Annotated in this window: 10 protein-coding genes; 1 reads left to right on the top strand and 9 read right to left on the bottom strand. The window is 47.6% G+C overall.

The window, feature by feature from the left end; all coding sequences use genetic code 11:
* Nucleotides 1-111: 111 nt before the first annotated feature.
* Nucleotides 112-5448, top strand: a complete 5337-nt coding sequence (locus D829_RS0101060) for a DUF11 domain-containing protein (protein WP_017686978.1) — start codon at nucleotides 112-114, stop codon at nucleotides 5446-5448.
* A 110-nt stretch (nucleotides 5449-5558) separates the two neighbouring features.
* On the opposite strand, the gene pstB is transcribed toward D829_RS0101060, so the two are convergent.
* The 9 genes from pstB to D829_RS0101015 form a co-directional block, all read right to left on the bottom strand.
* A complete protein-coding gene (pstB, locus tag D829_RS0101055) occupies nucleotides 5559-6314 on the bottom strand; it encodes a phosphate ABC transporter ATP-binding protein PstB (RefSeq protein ID WP_017686977.1) in 756 nt (251 codons plus the stop codon).
* A 95-nt stretch (nucleotides 6315-6409) separates the two neighbouring features.
* Nucleotides 6410-7321 (bottom strand): phosphate ABC transporter permease PstA, encoded by a 912-nt coding sequence (gene pstA, locus D829_RS0101050; protein WP_017686976.1) that lies wholly within the window; start codon nucleotides 7319-7321, stop codon nucleotides 6410-6412.
* Entirely contained in the window at nucleotides 7318-8286 is a 969-nt protein-coding gene (gene pstC / locus D829_RS0101045) for a phosphate ABC transporter permease subunit PstC (RefSeq protein ID WP_017686975.1), read from the bottom strand. The genes pstA and pstC overlap by 4 nt, the downstream gene beginning before the upstream one ends.
* A 105-nt stretch (nucleotides 8287-8391) precedes the next feature.
* Entirely contained in the window at nucleotides 8392-9255 is an 864-nt protein-coding gene (locus D829_RS0101040) for a phosphate ABC transporter substrate-binding protein (protein WP_017686974.1), read from the bottom strand.
* 55 nt (nucleotides 9256-9310) lie between these two features.
* Nucleotides 9311-10711 (bottom strand): stalk domain-containing protein, encoded by a 1401-nt coding sequence (locus D829_RS0101035; protein WP_152416917.1) that lies wholly within the window; start codon nucleotides 10709-10711, stop codon nucleotides 9311-9313.
* 318 nt (nucleotides 10712-11029) lie between these two features.
* The gene (locus D829_RS32275) at nucleotides 11030-12184 is read right to left on the bottom strand and encodes a response regulator (protein WP_017686972.1); all 1155 of its coding nucleotides are present in this window, start codon (nucleotides 12182-12184) and stop codon (nucleotides 11030-11032) included.
* Between the two features lie 20 nt (nucleotides 12185-12204).
* Nucleotides 12205-15237, bottom strand: a complete 3033-nt coding sequence (locus D829_RS0101025; protein WP_017686971.1) for a histidine kinase — start codon at nucleotides 15235-15237, stop codon at nucleotides 12205-12207.
* A gap of 193 nt (nucleotides 15238-15430) precedes the next feature.
* Nucleotides 15431-17746 carry an S-layer homology domain-containing protein gene (locus D829_RS0101020; RefSeq protein WP_017686970.1) on the bottom strand — a complete coding sequence of 772 codons (2316 nt, stop codon included), beginning with the start codon at nucleotides 17744-17746 and terminating at the stop codon, nucleotides 15431-15433.
* A 63-nt stretch (nucleotides 17747-17809) separates the two neighbouring features.
* The gene (locus D829_RS0101015; RefSeq protein ID WP_017686969.1) at nucleotides 17810-19309 is read right to left on the bottom strand and encodes a dockerin type I domain-containing protein; all 1500 of its coding nucleotides are present in this window, start codon (nucleotides 19307-19309) and stop codon (nucleotides 17810-17812) included.
* Nucleotides 19310-19647 lie beyond the last annotated feature (338 nt).

Here is a 19647-nt window from a genome sequence, read left to right as displayed (position 1 = left end):
CAAAATTGCAAAATAGCGTTCCTGCTCAACATTAAGCCTGTACTTCAACATAATTTTTTTGCGCACAAATATATTGATTAAAGCGACTTTATGATGAAGGGTGTGAGAAAAGTGGCTTTTATTGAAAGGTATGTGATCAATGATACTGGTGCCGTAACATTCACAGGTAACACTTTGGGGCTGAGCCGGTCCAATACGGTGGGTGTTCCCGGTACGGTTGACAGTATTGGAGGCTACATCATCACGGATACGAGTGTGCAGTTCGGCTCCTATCCGCCGGGAACCACCAACGTATTTCAGAACAACAGCTCAGCTGCCGTTCTCAATCTGCCTGCGGGCAGCACGGTTCTCTATGCGGAGTTAATCTGGGGAGGAACGTACATTGATAATCAGGAGAACAATTCGGCTTTTATTAACAAAGACGTCATCCTGACAACACCTGCTGGTGTAACAACGGTTTCACCCGATCCAGCTACGGCGAGAGAAGTGATCCTGTCCACGGCATCTGGATTCCCGACAACCTATGCATACGTTCGGTCGTCTGATGTGACGGATATCATTCGATCTGGAGGAACGGGGACATATGTAACAGGCGGGGTTGTGGGAACGTTGTCCATTCCCGATCCTACATCGAATAATGCAGGCTGGACGCTTGGCGTCGTTTATCGAAATCCGGCCCTGCCCCTCCGAAATCTATCCATCCGGGTAGGGGCGGAAGTGATTCTTTCTACTTCAGGTCCGGTCACAACGCCAATCGAGGGCTTTGCGACGCCTTTTGCTGGTCCCTTATCAGGACGCGCATTGCTCTGCGCACAAGAGGGAGATGCGAACAAAACGGGCGATCAGGCTCTGTTTGGTCCAACCGTCTCGAATCTCAGGGCGTTATCCGGCCCCAACAACTTTGCAACCAATTTCTTTGCCTCCCAGATCAACGGAGATACTGGAGCATTAGATACCACAGGTACCTTCGGCAACCGGAATCAGATCAACGGTACACCGGGAACCGATATTGTTGGCGGAAGACAAGGGTGGGACATTACTAACGTGGATGTCAGCAGCACACTTGTAAATACTCAAACTTCTGCTTTTCTACGTTTGACAACATCTGGAGACGGTTATTTGGTTAATTCCTTCGCCCTTCAAATTAATATTAATACACCTGTCATTACAGCAACCAAGACGGCAACTGAAGAGGACGCCATTGTTGGGGACACGATTACCTATTCCGTACTTGTGCAAAATACTTCTGTTTCGAATGCAACCGATGTGGTTGTATTTGATAACATTCCTGGCGGCAGTGCTTTTGTCGCGGATAGTGTTACGATTGATGGGGTGTCACAGCCAGGGGCGGATCCCATAACCGGGATTTTTGTAGGTTCCCTGCCAGCAGGTGCATCTGTTGTCGTTACTTTTCAAGCGCAGGTAACCTCCTTGCCGACACCTCCTCGTCTATTCGATCAGGCCAAAGTTGGTTATACGGCACCGACAGTACTAGGTGGACCTATCATTTCCAATGAGGCTCCATCCAACGCGGTTACGATTCCGGTCTTTCAGCCTGATCTTGCGATTGTCAAAAGTGCGGATACTGCCAATGCCCTGGTTGGCAGTACGGTTACATACACCTTGGTCGTAACCAATATCGGAAATATTGATGCAATCACAACGGTCACAGACCCCATTCCGGACAGTTCCAACTTTGTACCAGGAAGCGTGACCGTCAACGGTGTCGTTCAGCCCGCTGATAATCCGGCCAGTGGAATACCCGTGGGGAACATTCCAATTGGGAGTTCTACTACGATCACGTTTCAGGTTGTAGTGATCGGTTTGCCGCGTGGTTTTGATCTGAATAATCAAGGGACCGCTGACTACACCTCACAGTTGCCTGATGGTCGAATCCTTACAGATGCCTCCCTCTCGAACGTGGTGACGGTGACTGTATCGACTCCTATGGTCAGTGTCACCAAAACAGCCAGTGCTATTGATGCTGTTGTTGGAGATACACTGACGTATAGCGTTGTCATCACGAATACAGATTCCACTCCCATTAATAACGTTGTTTTTGCAGATGCCATTCCGTCCGGTTCGGCATTTATTCCCGGCAGTGTAACCGTTGACGGCGTCGTTCAGCCCACAGCTGATCCGGTCACAGGGGTTAGTGTTGGAACCATTGGTCCCGGTGTAGCCGTCACCGTTACATTCAGCACTACCGTTGTATTCGTACCTGATCCGCCAGAGCTGGCTGATCAGGCGCAGGTTACTTTTACAAGTGGTACGTTCGAAGGAGCGTCCTTCTCTGAGCCGTTGATCATACCCGTATATCAGCCCGTGATCACAACAACGAAAAGCTCGGACCCCACCTTTGCAACCGTTGGTCAAACGATTACGTACCAGCTGAATGTCACCAATACAGGCAATATAGCCGCAACGCTGACCCTTACGGACGTGATTCCACCAGATGCCGCTTTTGTACCGGGAACTGTGATAGCTAATGGCATTCCATTGCCTGCGGCTGATCCGATTACAGGCATTCCCTTAGGAACGCTGGCTCCGGGAGAATCCGTGTTTGTTACGTTTCAGATCATCGTGAATACATTGCCCGCCAATCAGCAGTTAACGAATCAGGCAACGACTGATTATACATTTAGCCCACCCGATGGGCGTGTCATTCCCGGAAGTTCCCCTTCCAATGAAATCATCATATCGATATCCGCACCAGACCCAATTCTGACCAAAAGCGCTGATGTCATCGATGCTGTAGACGGAGATGTTATTACCTATACGATCGTGATTGCAAATATTGAAGGCTTTCCTGTCAATAATGTGATTTTTTCTGATCCGATCCCGACAGGCTCCATTCTTGTTCCGAATAGTGTAACCTTGAACGGGACGGTTATCCCGGGAGCGGATCCTTCCACTGGCGTTAATATTGGAACCATTGCTGGCAATAGTCAGGTTGTCGTGACCTTTCAGGTGAGTGTTACCAATCTGCCTTTCCCTCTGCCCATCCCGTTTAATTTGACAGATCAAGCGAGCATCAATTTTATCGTCGGAACAACGCCTATCGTGAATTTGTCCAATATCTTGACCATCCCTGTGTATGCGCCAATTATCGATATAGTCAAATCCGCCTCCCAGTTGAATGCTGTTGTGGGAGATACCATTACCTACACCCTGATCGTGAGCAATACGGGGAATTTGAATGCGGATGTCATTTTATTTGACCCGTTGCCACCAGGAGAGACGTTTGTACAAAACAGTGTATTCATTAACGGGAATCGCTGGAGTGGTACCCGTCCTGTGACAGGAATTATTCTTGGCACCGTATCACCAAGGTTTCCGGCCGTTGTCACTTTCCAGGCTGCAGTCACATCTTTACCTGATCCGCCTGTATTGAACAATCAAACGAGAGCCGATTATGTTGCCCTTGTACCCGATGGTCGAATTCTTAGTGACAGCGTATTATCCAATATGGTCTCTATACCGGTAACGGCTGAGGATATTGTTTCAGTGATCAAATCAGTTTCTGTCGAGGAGGTTCAGATTGGGGAGACGATCACCTATACCCTTCTTATCAAAAATAATGTATCCACACCGATTACCGATGTTGTGCTTACAGACCCGATTCCGGGCGGTACAGCATTTGTTCCAGGAAGTGTTACCGTAGATGGCGCTGTTATCCCCGATGCCAATCCGGCTGCAGGCATAACGATCAGTATGATCATTCAGAACGGCTCAGCAACCGTCACTTTTCAAGTTGTAGTCGATGATCGCGTTATTAACGAGCCTGTACCCATCCTCGTAACCAATCAGGCCAATGTACAATTCACTACAGGAAATTTCACAGATACCGTGCAGTCCAATGCAGTAACAACCCCTGTAAATATCCCGGTCATTTCCATCGTCAAATCAGCCTCCAGCACCAATGTTCAGGTCGGAGATACGGTTCAGTATCTGTTAACCTTGAGCAACACAGGTAATATTGCAGCTAACGTGACTTTGCTGGATTCACTGTCATCCAGTACGACCTTTGTACAGGGCAGTGTCATATCCAATGGCAGCAGTTTACCCACAGCAAACCCGGGTACTGGCATTGCTTTGGGATCGATTGCTCCAGGGCAGACCATTGAAGTATTATTTTCAGTGACCATTATCTCCATACCACCAAGTTCGGAGATCATCAACCAAGCGATTGCCAGCTTCTCGTTCCTTACCGCAGACGGGAGAACACTTACTGACAGCTCACAGTCCGACCCAATCACTCTCCTTGTAAGCCATCCCAATGTGTCCATTAACAAAACAGCCAACAGGCCTGATGCCTCTCCAAAAGATGTCATTACCTATACCATTCTTATACGCAATAATAATCGATTGCCTATAAGCTCCGTTATATTGACTGATGCTGTTCCACCGGGAACAGCATTTGTAACGGGTAGTGTCGTCGTTAACGGAGTGATAGCATCAGCGGGTATCCCTGCGAACGGAATCAACCTGGGCATGATTCCGCCAGGAGGTTCTGCAACGGTTGCATTCCAGGTCAGCGTAAACGCAGGGGCTGCTCCTTCCCAAATAACGAATCAGGCGAATCTTCAATATACCTTGGGACAGATGGTCTTTACAATCCAATCCAATGCCGTCAACGTACTCGTGCCTTCCACTTCGACAGCACTGATTAGCCTCCAAAAGACAGCGGACAAAACTTCCGCTGTTGTGGGCGATACCATCACGTATCAATCCGTCATTACCAATACGGTAAGTACGATTGTTCAGGTCACGATAACCGATTTGATCCCGACCGGAACCCGCTTTGTTGAGGGAAGTGTAAGATTGGACGGACAACCGGTTGCTGGAGCCCATCCGGCCGCAGGAATCTTCATTGCATCCCTTCAGCCGGGCCATACTGCAAGTGTTACGTTTGAGGTTATCGTCATCAACCAGCCCGTGAGCGGAGATATCGTCAACCAATTATCAGCTAAATTCCAAGCTCAAGGCCAAGCAACAGTTGGGTCACTCCAATCTAATACCGTGGTTATACCCAGCCGTTTGCCACAGCTTACCATTGTCAAAAGTGCTAACAAACATGAGGTTGAAGTCCATTCCCATCTCCGTTACAAAATTTTGATTCATAACGCAAGCTCATTGTCAGGAACAGATGTCATTCTGAAAGATATCATTCAAGCGGAATCCACATTTATTGCTGGCAGCGTGGTGGTTAACGGACAGCTTCAACCCGATGGAGACGTTGTAAAGGGACTTCCATTGGGTACAATCGCACCAGGAGGGACGGTAGACGTTCAATTTAATGTGCTGGTTCACAACATACCTGAACACTGCAGGTTGCTTAATCAGGCTTTATTACATTTTAACATTGCACTGCCCGATGGCAGTCTGCTGCCTTCTTTTCTGGCCTCCAATAAAACAAATGTTGAAATTATAGAACAAGAGGAATAGGCTGCGCTGAGAGCAGACTTTTCTCTAAGCTTCCCTGGAAACTGTAAAATCACAAAAGCCTTTCAGATCACCTCTGAAAGGCTCACATGTTTCCACGATCAACTCATATCTTAACCAAACCGACCACTAATATAATCCTTCGTACGCGCATCGACAGGCTCGGCGAACATGCTCTGGGTAGCGGAATACTCCACGACCTCCCCATTCAGGAAGAACACAGTCTGCTGGGATACGCGAGAGGCTTGCTGCATGTTATGCGTAACCATCACGATGGTATAATGCTGCTTCAATTCATGCGTCAGCTCCTCAATCTTGAAGGTGGAGACGGGATCAAGCGAAGCAGTCGCTTCATCCATCAGCAGAATATCCGGCTCCACTGCCAGCGCACGTGCGATACAGAGGCGTTGCTGCTGGCCTCCGGACAGACTTAGCGCAGAGCGCTTCAGATTATCTTTTACCTCGTCCCACAGGACTGCAGAACGCAGGCTCTGCTCCACGATTTCATCCAGCTTCTTCTTGCCATGGATACCGTGTTGTTTTGGACCGAAAGCCACATTGTCGTAGATGGATTTTGGAAAAGGGTTCGGCTGCTGGAAGACCATACCGATCTTCTTGCGAAGAGTCTCCACATGAACTTCACCACTGTAGATATCTGTTCCCCCTACGGCCACTTTACCTTCAATCCGTGTGCCGGGTATCCGGTCATTCATACGGTTCAGCGTACGCAGCAGTGTTGACTTCCCACAACCCGACGGTCCGATAAAAGCAGTTATTGCCCGCTCAGGAATTTCAATGGACACATCCTTCAGCGCTTGAAACTGACCATAATACAAATTCAATTTGTTGATCTCAATAATAGGTTGCACAAGGTGCCCTCCCGGGTTGAAATGGAATGATTGCGAATTCAGCTTAAACAGTTGGCATTGTTCAGAGGATACCGATTAGCGGCATTCTCTTTTCATCACGCTTGATTCTTACGTGCATTAAGCCACAAGGGTACACGGAACAGAACATTAATGAGCAACGCCACAAAGATCAGTACCGCTGTGGTTTTCTGTGCAATTTCCTCGGCATCCGGCACAATCGCTTCCGATTGAATGTACCAGAGATGTACGGCAAGGGTTCCTCCAGGCGATAACAAATTAAAGTCCCACATTTCCCCAGATGTAGACACCCCAGCGGTTAGAATAATGACAGCACTCTCACCGAATGTCCGGCCTGCCGTCAGGCATATGCCTGTCATGATCCCGTTAATAGCCACCGGCAACAACACTTGGCGGATCGTCTGAAGATGCGTTGAGCCCAGCGCAAACGATCCATTGCGAAGTTCCACCGGAACTGCCCTGACGGATTCCTCCGTTACCCTGGTAAGCACAGGCAGGTTCAAGAAAGCAAGACTGACGGCTGCGCCGAGAATGGTAAGACCAATTTCGAAAAACTCCACAAACAGGGCAATCCCGAACAATCCGAAGATGATGGATGGCACAGAGGACAATCCCTCCACACAAATACGAACGGTCTCGATCGGCTTATTGTTTGGTGCAAACTCTGCCAGATATATGCCTGCCGCCATACCAATAGGGATGGCGATGAGCAAGGACAGAATCAACACATAGAACGAGTTGAACAGCGCCGGGCCGATCCCTCCCCCTTCTTCAATCTCACTAGGAACACCATAGAGAAAATCCCAGCTTAGTAGAGGCAATCCTTTGTTCAGCAGCAAAAATAACAGTCCAACAATAAACAAAATGACGACAATGCCAACGCCCCATACCATGCCTGTAAAGAGCCGATCCATCACCATCGATGAACTTCTCCGTTTGCCAAAAGAATAAGACGGGACGACAGCGTTCACCTGCTTCTTCACACTCATACGTTGCGGTCCCCTCTCTTCTGAAGCAGTCTTACGATAACGATCATCAGGATCGAGATCGCAAGCAGGATAAAGCCCATCATGTACAGACCATGATTCCAGGTCGAGTCGAATTCGACGCTAGAGATTTGCATAACGATATTACTGGTCAGCACGGCTGTTGGCGTGAACAGACTGTTCGCGAGCTGTGCTGTATTACCAATGACCATCACCACAGCCATCGTCTCACCGATGGCACGAGTCATCCCGAGAATGACCGCGTACATAATCCCACCTTTGGCAGCAGGTAAGACAACCCGAGTCACGGTCTGGAATCGGTTCGTACCGAGCGCATAGGCTGCATCACGGTATTTGTTCGGTACAGCAGATATGGCATCATCACTAATCCGGCTGATCGTGGGAAGTACCATAATGGTCAGTACAATGGACGCAGCGAGTAATCCGTCAGCCAGATCACGTCCACTAATATCCCTTAGCCAGGGGATGAGGATCGTCAGTCCCAGGAAACCGTAAACCACAGAAGGAATACCCACTAACAGATCCAATACGGGACGCAAAATATGGCGAAGCCATTTGGGCGTCATTTCAGCCAGAAATACGGCAATGGTGACAGACAATGGAATGGCGAACAACATGGTGAGACCCGTAAGAGCCAGTGTTCCAAGGATAAAGGTCAGTGCACCATAATGTTCATTTTCCGGGTCCCAGTTGGTGGAGAAAAAGAATTCACGCAGCGACACATCCGCAAAAGTGAGAACGCCCGTACGAAGCATGAGGATTAAGATACATAACAGAACCAGACATACAAAGATCGTACTGCCGATGCATACCATGCGAAACAGGTTATTGGACCACCTAAGACGCGCCTTACGGTTAAACCGCGTGCCCGATTCAGTGGCCTTACCAAGGCTTGCACCAAGCTCACTCGGGGCGGGGCTGTTCGGGGATGGATTCAAATCGATCATGAAGTGCTCTTCCTTTCACATAGAGAAGCCAGCTTGCGACCGTGCGCAGAAGCTGGCTATCCCTCTTCTTATGAAATGTGAGAATGACGAACATTTGAAGCTCCGTTATTTTACAGCCGCAAGCGGAATGAATTTCAGCTTTTTCAGGGAACCATTCTGGAATTTGCTGCTTTGGATGTACTCAATGAACGCTTTGGTTGCACCGGTAGGTTGACCTTTGGTCATGTAATATCCGATACCCCATACTTTGTAGGTTTTGTTCAAAACGTTTTTCTCTGTTGGTGCCACACCATTGATGGATACAGCCTTCATTTTGCTAGTTACATAAGGAAGGTCAATATAACCGATCGCATTGGGTGTCGTTTCAATGGTTGTTTTCATATCACCGCTGGAGCCAACTTCTTTGTAGTTATCGCCTTTGCTCATGAAGTCTTTACCGTCGAGCGCTTTTTGCTGGAAGTTGACCCGTGTGCCAGAACCGAACTTACGGTTAACAACAACGATGTTGGCGTTCGCTCCTCCGACATCTTTCCAGTTGGTCACTTTGCCGGAGAAGATATCCTGCAATTGTTTTGTGGTCAGGCTGCTTACACCCACATTTGTGTTAACAACAGCCGTGAATACCGTTACCGCTACTGGATTGGCTACCATTCCATCAAATTTCTTGAAGCCAGGTACATCCTTGGAAGCGTCCCAGTCCACAGCGCCAATGTCGGCAATCCCTTTACGTACAGATTGAGGACCTGTTATGGAACCTGCGGCGGAAGCCGAGATTTTAACTTTTGGGTTATCTTTCTTGAATTCACTTGCAGCCTGAAGAGTCAGTGGGAGCAATGCCGAAGAACCGTTAATGACAATTTTGCCTTTCTCCGTACTCTTGGCAGCAGATGCCGTCGTTGCGCCTCCAAGTCCACCAATTAGCGATACAGCCATAAGCATTGCAGTGAAGGGTTTGATCCATTTTTTCATGTTCATTTAAACTCCTCTCGAATTATAAAAGTGTGTGTTCGAAAAATTTAAAATCTTACTTCGTAACGGCTCTCCAGCTACCACCCGCTTGAACCAGAACCCGGTCATTTTCAATCACGGCGATTTGTGATCCGGCAACGGTAATGGAGGATACATCAGAAGATACGGTATATAGCTTGGTTTGTTTTCCTGTCACCGTGTCGATGGAAAGAATGACGCTGTTGCTGTCATCCTGCGCAGCCAGTACGTACAAGGTGCCGCCAGACAGAATCACTTGCTCAACATCGTGAACACCGTACACCGTTGTTGCCTTCTGGGATGAATCCACAGATTGCAACGAAGCATTACCATCCTCGGACGGTACGCTCACGTAATAGGCTTTCTGGCCATCAACGGACCATACAAACACTTTGTCATCGGTTGAAGTTGTTAACTGTGCTGCTTCTGGTTTTGATATACCGTTGTTATACGAAAATATTTGCTGTTGATTGGCTGAAAAGTCGATAGACACGTTGTCTTCATCTACATTGGTTGCATCTGAGGTTACCTTGCCCAGTGTCGTCACTGTGTAGATGAATCTTTTGCCGTCCGCAGACACATTCAGGTTTTCTTTGTAATCCACTTTGTCTTCAACCAGTTTCTTAATTACACCATCAGCCAGATTCAGACTCGCAATCACCGACCCTTTATCTCCTTGCAGGAAATAAATCGCGCTTCCATCCGCAGACCATACCAATTCCGGTTTGATGCTCGTGTCACTTGTGATCAATTTTGAAGCCTTTGTCTTCAGATCGATAACGTAGACGGCTCCATCCGCATTGGTATACGCCGCTTGATCACCACTCGGGGAAACAACCAGATCCGATCCACCATCTGTCGTTAACAACAGCTCGTATTTACCACTCGTCGTATTCACGAGATAATCCGTTCGGCCATTGTCATCACTCTTGGAAACGATAAGCTTGTCCGCTCCGGCAAAACGAGGGTTTTCCGCACCTTCGAGCAAAGCTACCGTGCTAACTTCAAGCAGTCCGCTTCTCTTAACGATTGTACCGCCAACGCTGGATACCAAAGGTCGAAGCGCAACGTAGCTCGTACCTCCAATAATCGTAACTGGTTGATTCAAATTCACTTTGTTGCCATCCACCAGAAGTTGTTTCGCATTATTCTGAAGTGTCACCGTGTGACCATTTAGCTTGATCACCGTTGTTCCACGTTGTACTTCCGCTTGCGCGCCGATGGCCTTGATCACATCACGAAGTGATACAAGTGTCTCGCCATTCTTCACGATGGAGCGAACGATGACGCTGTTTCCGTTTATTGTAAGCGTGGAGTTTTGCACCTGAGCTGTACTAGCTGCAGGTTTCACTGCAGGAGCAGCTGATACTGCACTGACCACAGAAGTTGTTAACACTGTGGCTACCATGGACACTACTAACACCTTTTTCATTGACATTGGCTTTGGTCACCCTTCTTTTCTCCATATAATTTGCCTTGTATGCCGTGCCCTGCTGTCTGGTATTCTGCATGTATCATCAATATGAGAGCTTGTCTGTCTCATCCCCCCAACTTCCACGTTCATCGTAAAAATGACCTATTACGTTTGTAATTATAGGAGCGAATTGCAAACGGAAAATCCTGGAATTGTTAGCGTATTGTCAATGTTTTCATATAAACAAAAACGTGTCGCTGGAAGGCATTCTCCAGGACACGTTTTATTGGAATTTCAGATAGTCACATATGCGTTGATTCATTGCAGCTACTTCTTCACCGTTCAGACTTTAATCTGTTCATACAAACGTGTGGTCACAGAAGAAGGACGAATATGCAACTCACATAATCGATCTTCAAGATCGCGATAGATACGTAAGACATGGTCATGATTACCCATGGACAAATAGGCTTGCATGGCACAACGATACGCTTCTTCTTCATAAGGGGAATGCCACATTGCACGTTCCGCTGCCTCTGCTGCCTTCTTGCCGTTATGCAGTTCCAGATACTTCTCGGAAAGCTTCAGCATGAGTTTCAACGCACCTCGCTCCATCTTCTGGCTCAGTTCAGACATCCAGAAATAATCCTCCTGCGGAAGCAGTTCATCCTGATACATATGCAAAGTCCGCTCCATTTGAGCCAGTGGAACATCCTCCCCGCGCTGCATTCGAAGCACAAGTTCCAGCACATCATATACGTCAGCCCGGATTCGCTTTTTGTCCAGCATGTAATGTTCATTCTTGTAGCTGACCATCTGCTCCATACCCATTTTATTCAGGTTTTTTCTTAGCAGACTGACACATGTATGCATATAGATTTTGGCTTTTTCGTAACGCTCATCAGGCCACAGATGGTCAATAATGCGATCCCGGTGAACAACACCGGTGGCCGGGTCATGCAACAGCAAATATGCAAACAGTTCCTTCTCCTTTGCTGTACGCCACATGACGATTTCACCGTTCGTAGGCGTGACACGAAACTTTCCAAGCATTTGTACAAATAATTGATTCGGCTCATCACTGTTCATCAGAGATTGCCGGTCCGGTTGCTCGGCAGATGACTTGACCGCGTTCCCCTTATCCTTCAGTAATCTGTCAATGGTTCTGGACAATCGGCCCATCTCAATTGGTTTGAGCAGATAATCCAGAGCCTCATGTTCAAAAGCAGAGACAGCATAATGATCATAAGCCGTTGTAAATACAATCACCGCATCCGGTTCGATCTCATGGATGTTCGCTGCAAGCTCCAATCCGCTCATGCCCGGCATCTCAATATCGAGGAACCAGATATCCGGTCGTGTATGCTGAAGTGCCTCCAGTGCCTCGAATCCATTCACCGAACGACCTGCAATGTGGACCTCTCCCGTTCGAGTCAGAAACATCTCCAGCATATTCAGAGCATGAGGCTCATCGTCCACCAAATAGGCCTGCAACACGTTCTCTCCCCCTCTTTTTATTATTGATAAGGAAACTCGATGGTCACCTTGGTACCTTGACCTTGTTCGCTCTTGATCACAGGTGCTTGTCCGTTCATAAGTTTCAATCGTCTCTGTACATTTTGGAGGCCAATGCCTTGTTCTGTATGACTTTTGCTCAGAAGAAAGGCAACCTGCTCTCCAGACATGCCCACACCATCGTCCTCAACCACCACTTGAACGCTATCTTCACATCTTCGAATGAACAAACGAACGGTTCCCCCATCAATCTTTTTGGATACGCCATGCCGTATGGCATTCTCTACCAGTGGCTCAATCAGGAGTGGCATGACTTTACAAGAATATAACGAGCTATCCACGTCCAATTGAACCTGAAGTCGTGAACCAAATCGCTCCTGCTCAATCTCCACATAAGCCTGAATTAACTCCATCTCCTTACTGAGTGGAATCAACTCCTCGGAGTTATCCAGATGAAAGAGAATACGCAGATAACGACTAAAACTGCCCAGCAGTTCTCCAGCTCTCGGCCCATCCGTAAAACATAATGACATGATAGTTCCCAAGGCATTATATAAAAAATGCGGCTTGATCTGTGATCGCAGAAAGGCCATTTCGTTATTGGCTGCTTCTTTTACGAGTTGCTTCATGCCAAGTAATGTATGTATTCGGACAAGAATTTCGCCAGCATCCAGTGGACGGGTAATAAAATCATTGCCGCCGGCCTGAATACACGCCTCAATATCCGCAGGTGTACTGCGCATGTTGATAAACAGAATCGGGAGATCCACCTGGCTGAACTCCATCCGAATCTGCTTGCACAGCTCATAGCCGGTCACCTCAGGCAGCATGGCGTCGACAATCACAAGATCGGGCAACCTTCCGCCAGCCAATGCAGTCCGAACCTTGACATCAGAGTCTGCGAAGCTCAGATGAAAGCCTTCCGTAGCAAGCAATGTGTTCAGTTGTTCCATGTCTACGAGATCAGACGTCGCAATTAAAACGTGGGCTGAAATCACGCTTCCCACCTTTTTCTCCTCCTTCACATCGGTCTCCTGCGTTGCGGCTATCTCCGTCAAATCTTCCCTGTCGACACTAGTAGCACACGGAAGCTCAATCATGATGGACGCAGCTTCATCGTTCACCACGAGTTTTCCTCGCATTGCGCTAACCATTTCCGCTGCAACAGACACCCCCGCTGCAATTCGATCCGCTTGCTGTGAACCGGAGTCCACTTCCTGACGTTGCCGAGTACTCCGATCTGGATCAGCTTCCAGACAAAGGGTAATCTGCACATTATCCTGATGCCTCTCGCACGCCATAACCAGCCTCCCATTATGATGTTGTCCCATCATGTGATAGACCAGGTTATACAGTACTTGCAGCAGCCGACTCTCATCCGCCATGACGTAGCGTGCTTCAGGCTCTAACCTGCGAATCATAACAATGCTTTTGCCAGAAGCCAGAAATCCCAGCACCTCCGTGACCAGCGAAAGGCAGGATACCAGATCAACGGTCCCCACGAATAGCTTTATGCTGCCATCCCTGAACCTTGACATGTCAATCAGATCATTGACCAGATTGGACATCCGGTACGCCGTATTGCGGATAAGCTGAAGCTTGCCCCGGATCTCCTGTTCATTAGCGCGCCTCAGTGAGGTCGTCAGCACAGAACGGGACAGATGAATAATGCTGTGAAGCGGAGAGTTTAACTCATGCGAAGTTAATAGCAAAAACTCATCCTTGGCCTTGTCCGACAATTGAAGCTGATGGGTAAGTTGCTGCATCGAGGCATACGCCTGTGTATATTGATAGATCAGCAACATGGCAAAGGCACACAAAATCACAAGCGTTGTACAGTTCAGCAGCACCTGACTGATTGGATACCACGTAACAATGATTCCAAGAACATAGTTTACTAACATAAGCCAGATGCAGATGATCAGCAATTGAGCTTGGGATCGACTCTTGTTTCCGTACCTTGCCTGAATATACTGATGAATAATAACAATGAAAGCCAAGGCGTACGCACATAGATTAACGGCATACATGCTCTCTTGGATCAACGAATAGATACGAAATGGAGATATCACGATCAATACCACGTATAAAGCCAGCACTATGCTTGGTACACGAAGCCATTTTTTCAACAGGGGCTTCAGATCAGGAGTAAGTCTCCAGGTAATCATGCTTGTAATAATAGACACACCATATACCGATATATATTTCAATTTGTACGCCAGTTCAAAGGAAATGTCCGGCATCAGCTGTAACAGCAGACGCTCCCCGTTGGTCACCACCGTCAATGCAAAACCAATAAAGAACAACGCATACAGCAGCTGGATTCCATCACGGTGCAAGCGCACATACAGATAGAAGAACAACAATCCAAAGATCACCACAATGCCGATAATCAACAGCTCAAGTCCCGATTGAATGATCGCTCTCGCTTCCATATGACTGCCTTGTCCCAGATCAATCGAGTTATAGATGCCACCACTACGAAAATCAAAATTGGCTACCTGTAGCACAACTTCAATCTCTGTACTTTCAGGGTGGAAATAGATTGTATAGGGCTCATTACGGGGGACGTACGATGCGGCAGATGTACCCGGCTGTCCGGAACGGCTCATCAATTTCCCATCAACATACATCACATCCGAGAAGCGTACATAACGTTTGGCAATCGCCAGAAGTTCACCTTGCGGCACATTGCGTACAATCAAGCGATAGGTTCCGTAACTTTTGCCATTCATGGGGTATGCCTGACTAATCCTTTTATCGTCCCAATTTCCCGGCACTTGTATCATGACAGGTTGGCTATGGTTGAGCTTAATCTGTTGTGGTGAGAGCAACTGCTCCGGATAGAACTCCCATTCTCCATCCAACGGTATGACAGATTGGTTCGTCCACTCCACACCTGCCATGTCCAGAATCCCCTGCCTGGCCACAGGCTTCTCGTGTCCATCTGTGATCTGCCACGCAACCACCAGTGCAAGCAGCAGGGTCATGCATCCGATCCCTAACAAAAATCGATCCGTTCTGATGACCGTCATCTCTCTTTCTCAAGTAAACGTCTATCTTGCAATATAGCGTTATTCTCCCACTCACACCAGATGCTGTCCATCCTTTTTGAAAACCACAATATAACGATGAAAAAAAGGCATCCGCAGATGCCTCCTGGATTTCATCTGATGCTGCTCGTCCCCAGCTGAAAGATAGGAACAAGCAGCATCAGCACTCTACATTTTAATTCTGGGATGCAGCCTGGATTGCACCATAAGCCCAGTGACTTGCAGATACATCCTTCCATCTGGAAGTACCGGACAGTTCAGGTTCAATATGAACCAGACGATTCAGCAATGTAACCGCCTCCGCTCGTGTTACGGCTTCGTTTGGACGAAATGCTCCGTCCGGAGACACACTCATGACTCCCGTTGCCAATACACGCTGAACCGCCTCGCGGGCCCAGTGCAGTGTAATGTCCGTAGCTTCCTTCGTCAGCTCTGTTGTCGTTACTGCCCCCGTGATATCCTTGCGATTCAGAAGCCGTTCAATGATGACCGCCATCTCAGCTCGTGTGATGGAACGTTCCGGCATGAAATCCCCGGCAGCATTGCCTCGCATATAACCTGCCGCAGTCGCCTTTGTAATCGCTTCGCGTGCCCATTCCGCAGCAGGCATATCCCGATATGATGTATCGAGCGTAGCTTCATCGCTGTCAGACGAAAGTATTCGAGATAATAAAGCAGCCATTTCAGCACGCTGAACCGCCTGATTCGGTCTGAACGTGCCATCCGCATAACCTTGAATGTAAGCTGAGGAAGAAGTGCGGTTCATGAGAATCATGGAAAATGTGCTGAACTTGGTAACTTCAAACTCAATTCCCGGTTGATCAGTTCCATTAAATTTAACGATTTTACCCTTAACGAGTTCCTTGGTTCCATCGCTATGTTCAATAAATACTTGCAGCTTGTCCATTTCCTTCTGCGTCAGGTTTGTCTCTCGGATTGGCAGTACTACTGTCACCGGACGACTGCTCATATTTGTCTCAATGGTCATTGGACGACCTACCAAACGGAAGTCCGCGGTATTTGATGATGATTTGACGATTAATGGATCGTTCTGGATACGCTGCTCCACCACTTCACGCCCTGCGGTATCCTTGATCGGCACAAGATGGAAGAATATATCCGAGCCCAGTCCCTGTAAAGAATTCGCCGGCAGTTGCAGGGAAGCATTATCCGTTTCAATATACAGATTCATCTTCTCATCAGCCATCAGTGAAGTAGACTTGGCTGGCAGCTTCACGTTCAGTTCGGATACCTCGTCTTTCTCATCCGGGATCATGATCCGGGCAATACTCGAACCGGCCTTCTTCAGGCTTTCAATTGCACGAGAAGTCTGCTCAGCCGTCAGATTTACCTCGTCTTTTTTACGTCCATCTGCCCCTGTTGTTCTCTCTATAATCGTTGCCGAAACAACGGCATTGGTGTTCCGTTCATTAGTCACATTTACTGTAATCTTCTCGGAAGTGCTTGCAGGCGTGGATGGTGTTGACGAACCACTGGATGAACTTCCTGAACCGGACGAACCCGGATTGGATGGTGTTGTTGGCGTAACTGGTGAACCCACGACTGAAATTTTGCCCGGTACAATCTGCTTGTTCATCTCCATTGCATCAGTATCTGTCACCGTAAAGTGTTCAGGCAGGGTTGTGCCGACAACCTGAACCGGATACTCTCCTGTAATAGCAGCGGAAGCAATCGTGAATTCGATTTTGAACAGCGCCTGTGGGCTCTCGGATGCCGGAATTGGACTCTGTCCTCCGTCCTCATCACTCCAGCCCACGATGACTGATCCCGTCTCATTATTCGCGTTATACTGGATTCCCGGAACGTCACCTGTAACATTAATCACCTGAAGGGCTGCGGGATTATACTTCAAGCGTACCCCGAAAGACCCAATCGGTTGATCAAGTGACACGGTATCCACCGGGAGCGTGACCTTGTCACCAGCTTTTCCTTGCGCTGATCCGATCGAAACAAGTCCATTTCCAATCGGCTTCTCATCTGCCAATATGTTCACTTGCCCGGCTTCTCCAGTCACCTGAGACAGATCAATTTCCTTAATCAATGCCCCTGAATGAAGGTTTACTGAACTTGCACTGGCAGTCGCACTATCCTTGATTTTGAAATGAAGGGAATACATCACTGTAGATTCATTAATGAAACTTTGCGTCGTCATTACAATCTGAATGAAACCTGGAACAGAAGTATTTTTAGTTATGCCAGCTCCAAGATATTTTTCATAAGCTTGCTGGTTCACGACCTCATCCCCATCCACCAGTTCAAGCACTGCCGGATCATAGGCAAAGGTCAGATCAGAGTGATAAAAAGAAAATTCTGAGCCTTTTGAATCATAGGATACAGGCACTTCGACGATATCTCCTGGTTTACCGGATACTTCTCCGATAAGAATAACAGGATCTACACTGGCTTCTGCCTGAGGCATCCACGAGAACATCATAGAGACCAGAAGCAACATAACCAGAATACCCTTCATTGACCGTCTGGATTTTCCTGAAAATATATATGAATCATAGTTTTGCAAACTATTCACCTCTTCCTAGGTTAATGAGTTGATGCCCAAGTAAACGCCCATAATCAGTACTGAATCCTTCGCATCGACTACACCGTCATCATTCATATCCAGTGCTTCAATCTGTTCTGGTGTAAATGTGATCAGCCCTTTGATATATTTATTGACCAATAACGCATCAGCTGGTGTAAGCACACCATCCCCGGTGGCATCACCTTTGATTCGCAGCATAATGGTTACACTGGCGCTATCCGTGAACACAACTCCGTTTTTGGCCTCCCACAGGAACGTTGTCTTGATCCCCGTAAATGACGAAGCAGGAAGGAAGCTCAATGTATTCAACTCTGCGACAGGAATCACCTGATCCTTCACAACGTCCGTACCATTCAACTGCAATTTACCACTGTCAGGCAGGGATACGATGCGAATGTCCGTCATGGGCCGATTCTCTTGGTCAGCATAGTTACTGTCAAAATCCGTAGATGTAAAGGCTATTGGTAACCCTTTGATAACTGTTTTGGAAAATGTACCTGCTGTAGGCTTAGGGGTGTCATCTTTGCTGAGACCCAGAGTACGAGCAGTAGTTCCGTCTGCACTGAAAATGACGATCCGGTCTCTCGCCGTATCAGCCATGTACACTTCGCCTTCCAGTCCAACGGCGATCTGATTGCCTATGTCGATAGGATAGGTCTCGTTTCCACTCACCCATGTACTCAAGACAGGAGCGTTAGGATATTCGAAGCCTTCATAGCCTGTGCGCATAATCTGATTCTCGCTCACAACGTATAAACGTTTGTCTACTACATCCAGTGTCAGATCTGCAAGCTTGTCTGTTGAATTCTGTATACCAACCAAGGGGTAGAGCATAACTCCACTATTAGATGTATACCATTTCTGATTTCCATCTCCAAGAATTACACTGGAGTATTCTGTGAATCCTCCGCTCTGTGATCCCCAGCCTGAATTGTCCAGGTTCATGTCGGCTAATGTGGCATACCTCTGTGGAACGTTATTATGCACTCTGTACTCGTTGTAGAACAGGGCCAAGGTTTCATTGTTGTTCTGTTTGTACCGAATTACATTTCGGATATAGGGTTGCTTATCCTCGTCTTGACCCGCATACAACGAAAATTTACGCATAACGTCTATAGGCGGCGCGTTCACTGTACCGTCCGGGTTAAAAATATGTACCTGTGCTTTTGCACCTGATTCAGCAGCATAGATCAACCCATCACTGCCCATCGTAGCCGCCGTTACTTGGTTGACCTCCATGGTCGCCAGCACTTCGCCTTCCGCTGTAGCCCGAATAACCCGATTGTTGCCGCTGTCTGCGATCAGCATCTCTTTTTCCCCATCAGCCGTCTTATAGAACTCGATATCTGTAGGTTGGCTTAACGAAATGGGTGTTGTTGCGGCCAATGCCGATGAAGATGGAAAACCCACGCTTGTGAGTAATGTAACGACAAGAGCAATCACAGTCCACCGTATAAACTTCACTCTTGTACCCCTTCCAATGTATAGACTCAAATGTTCTCCTCCTTAACCTTTCTGATGACTTACTGTTTCAATATACATAACAGCTCTTAACAATCACTGAACACCTCAGAACCTATAGATAAAAGAGAGGATCTTTTTTCTCATAAAAAAACGATGGGGCTGCCTCAAAAAGGAATTGCTGCTCCCTCCAAGCGCTAACGAACCTACCTAATCTTAAAAGGCGGATCATCAACGGTTGTAAGATTTAACGAACCTCAGTCACGCTATTTCGTCATAAAAAGGTATCAAAACCTAAAAATCGACCGAATCGACGAAATAACGTCTCTGTAATCTAAGCTTGACCCACAACGAAGGGAATAATTTACAGT

The sequence above is a fragment of the Paenibacillus sp. PAMC 26794 genome, from assembly GCF_000316035.1.
In the GTDB taxonomy this organism is placed as follows: domain Bacteria; phylum Bacillota; class Bacilli; order Paenibacillales; family Paenibacillaceae; genus Paenibacillus.
Note: the sequence above shows the minus strand (reverse complement) of the source record. Positions and strands in the feature narration are given on the sequence as shown.

What these genes read in the sequence shown, in the direction of transcription:
- pstA (WP_017686976.1), bottom strand. Translation starts at nt 7,321, where the DNA reads ATGAGTGTGAAGAAGCAGGTGAACGCTGTCGTCCCGTCTTATTCTTTT.
- pstC (WP_017686975.1), bottom strand. Translation starts at nt 8,286, where the DNA reads ATGATCGATTTGAATCCATCCCCGAACAGCCCCGCCCCGAGTGAGCTT.
- D829_RS0101040 (WP_017686974.1), bottom strand. Translation starts at nt 9,255, where the DNA reads ATGAAAAAATGGATCAAACCCTTCACTGCAATGCTTATGGCTGTATCG.
- D829_RS0101035 (WP_152416917.1), bottom strand. Translation starts at nt 10,711, where the DNA reads ATGTCAATGAAAAAGGTGTTAGTAGTGTCCATGGTAGCCACAGTGTTA.
- D829_RS0101025 (WP_017686971.1), bottom strand. Translation starts at nt 15,237, where the DNA reads ATGACGGTCATCAGAACGGATCGATTTTTGTTAGGGATCGGATGCATG.
- D829_RS0101020 (WP_017686970.1), bottom strand. Translation starts at nt 17,746, where the DNA reads ATGAAGGGTATTCTGGTTATGTTGCTTCTGGTCTCTATGATGTTCTCG.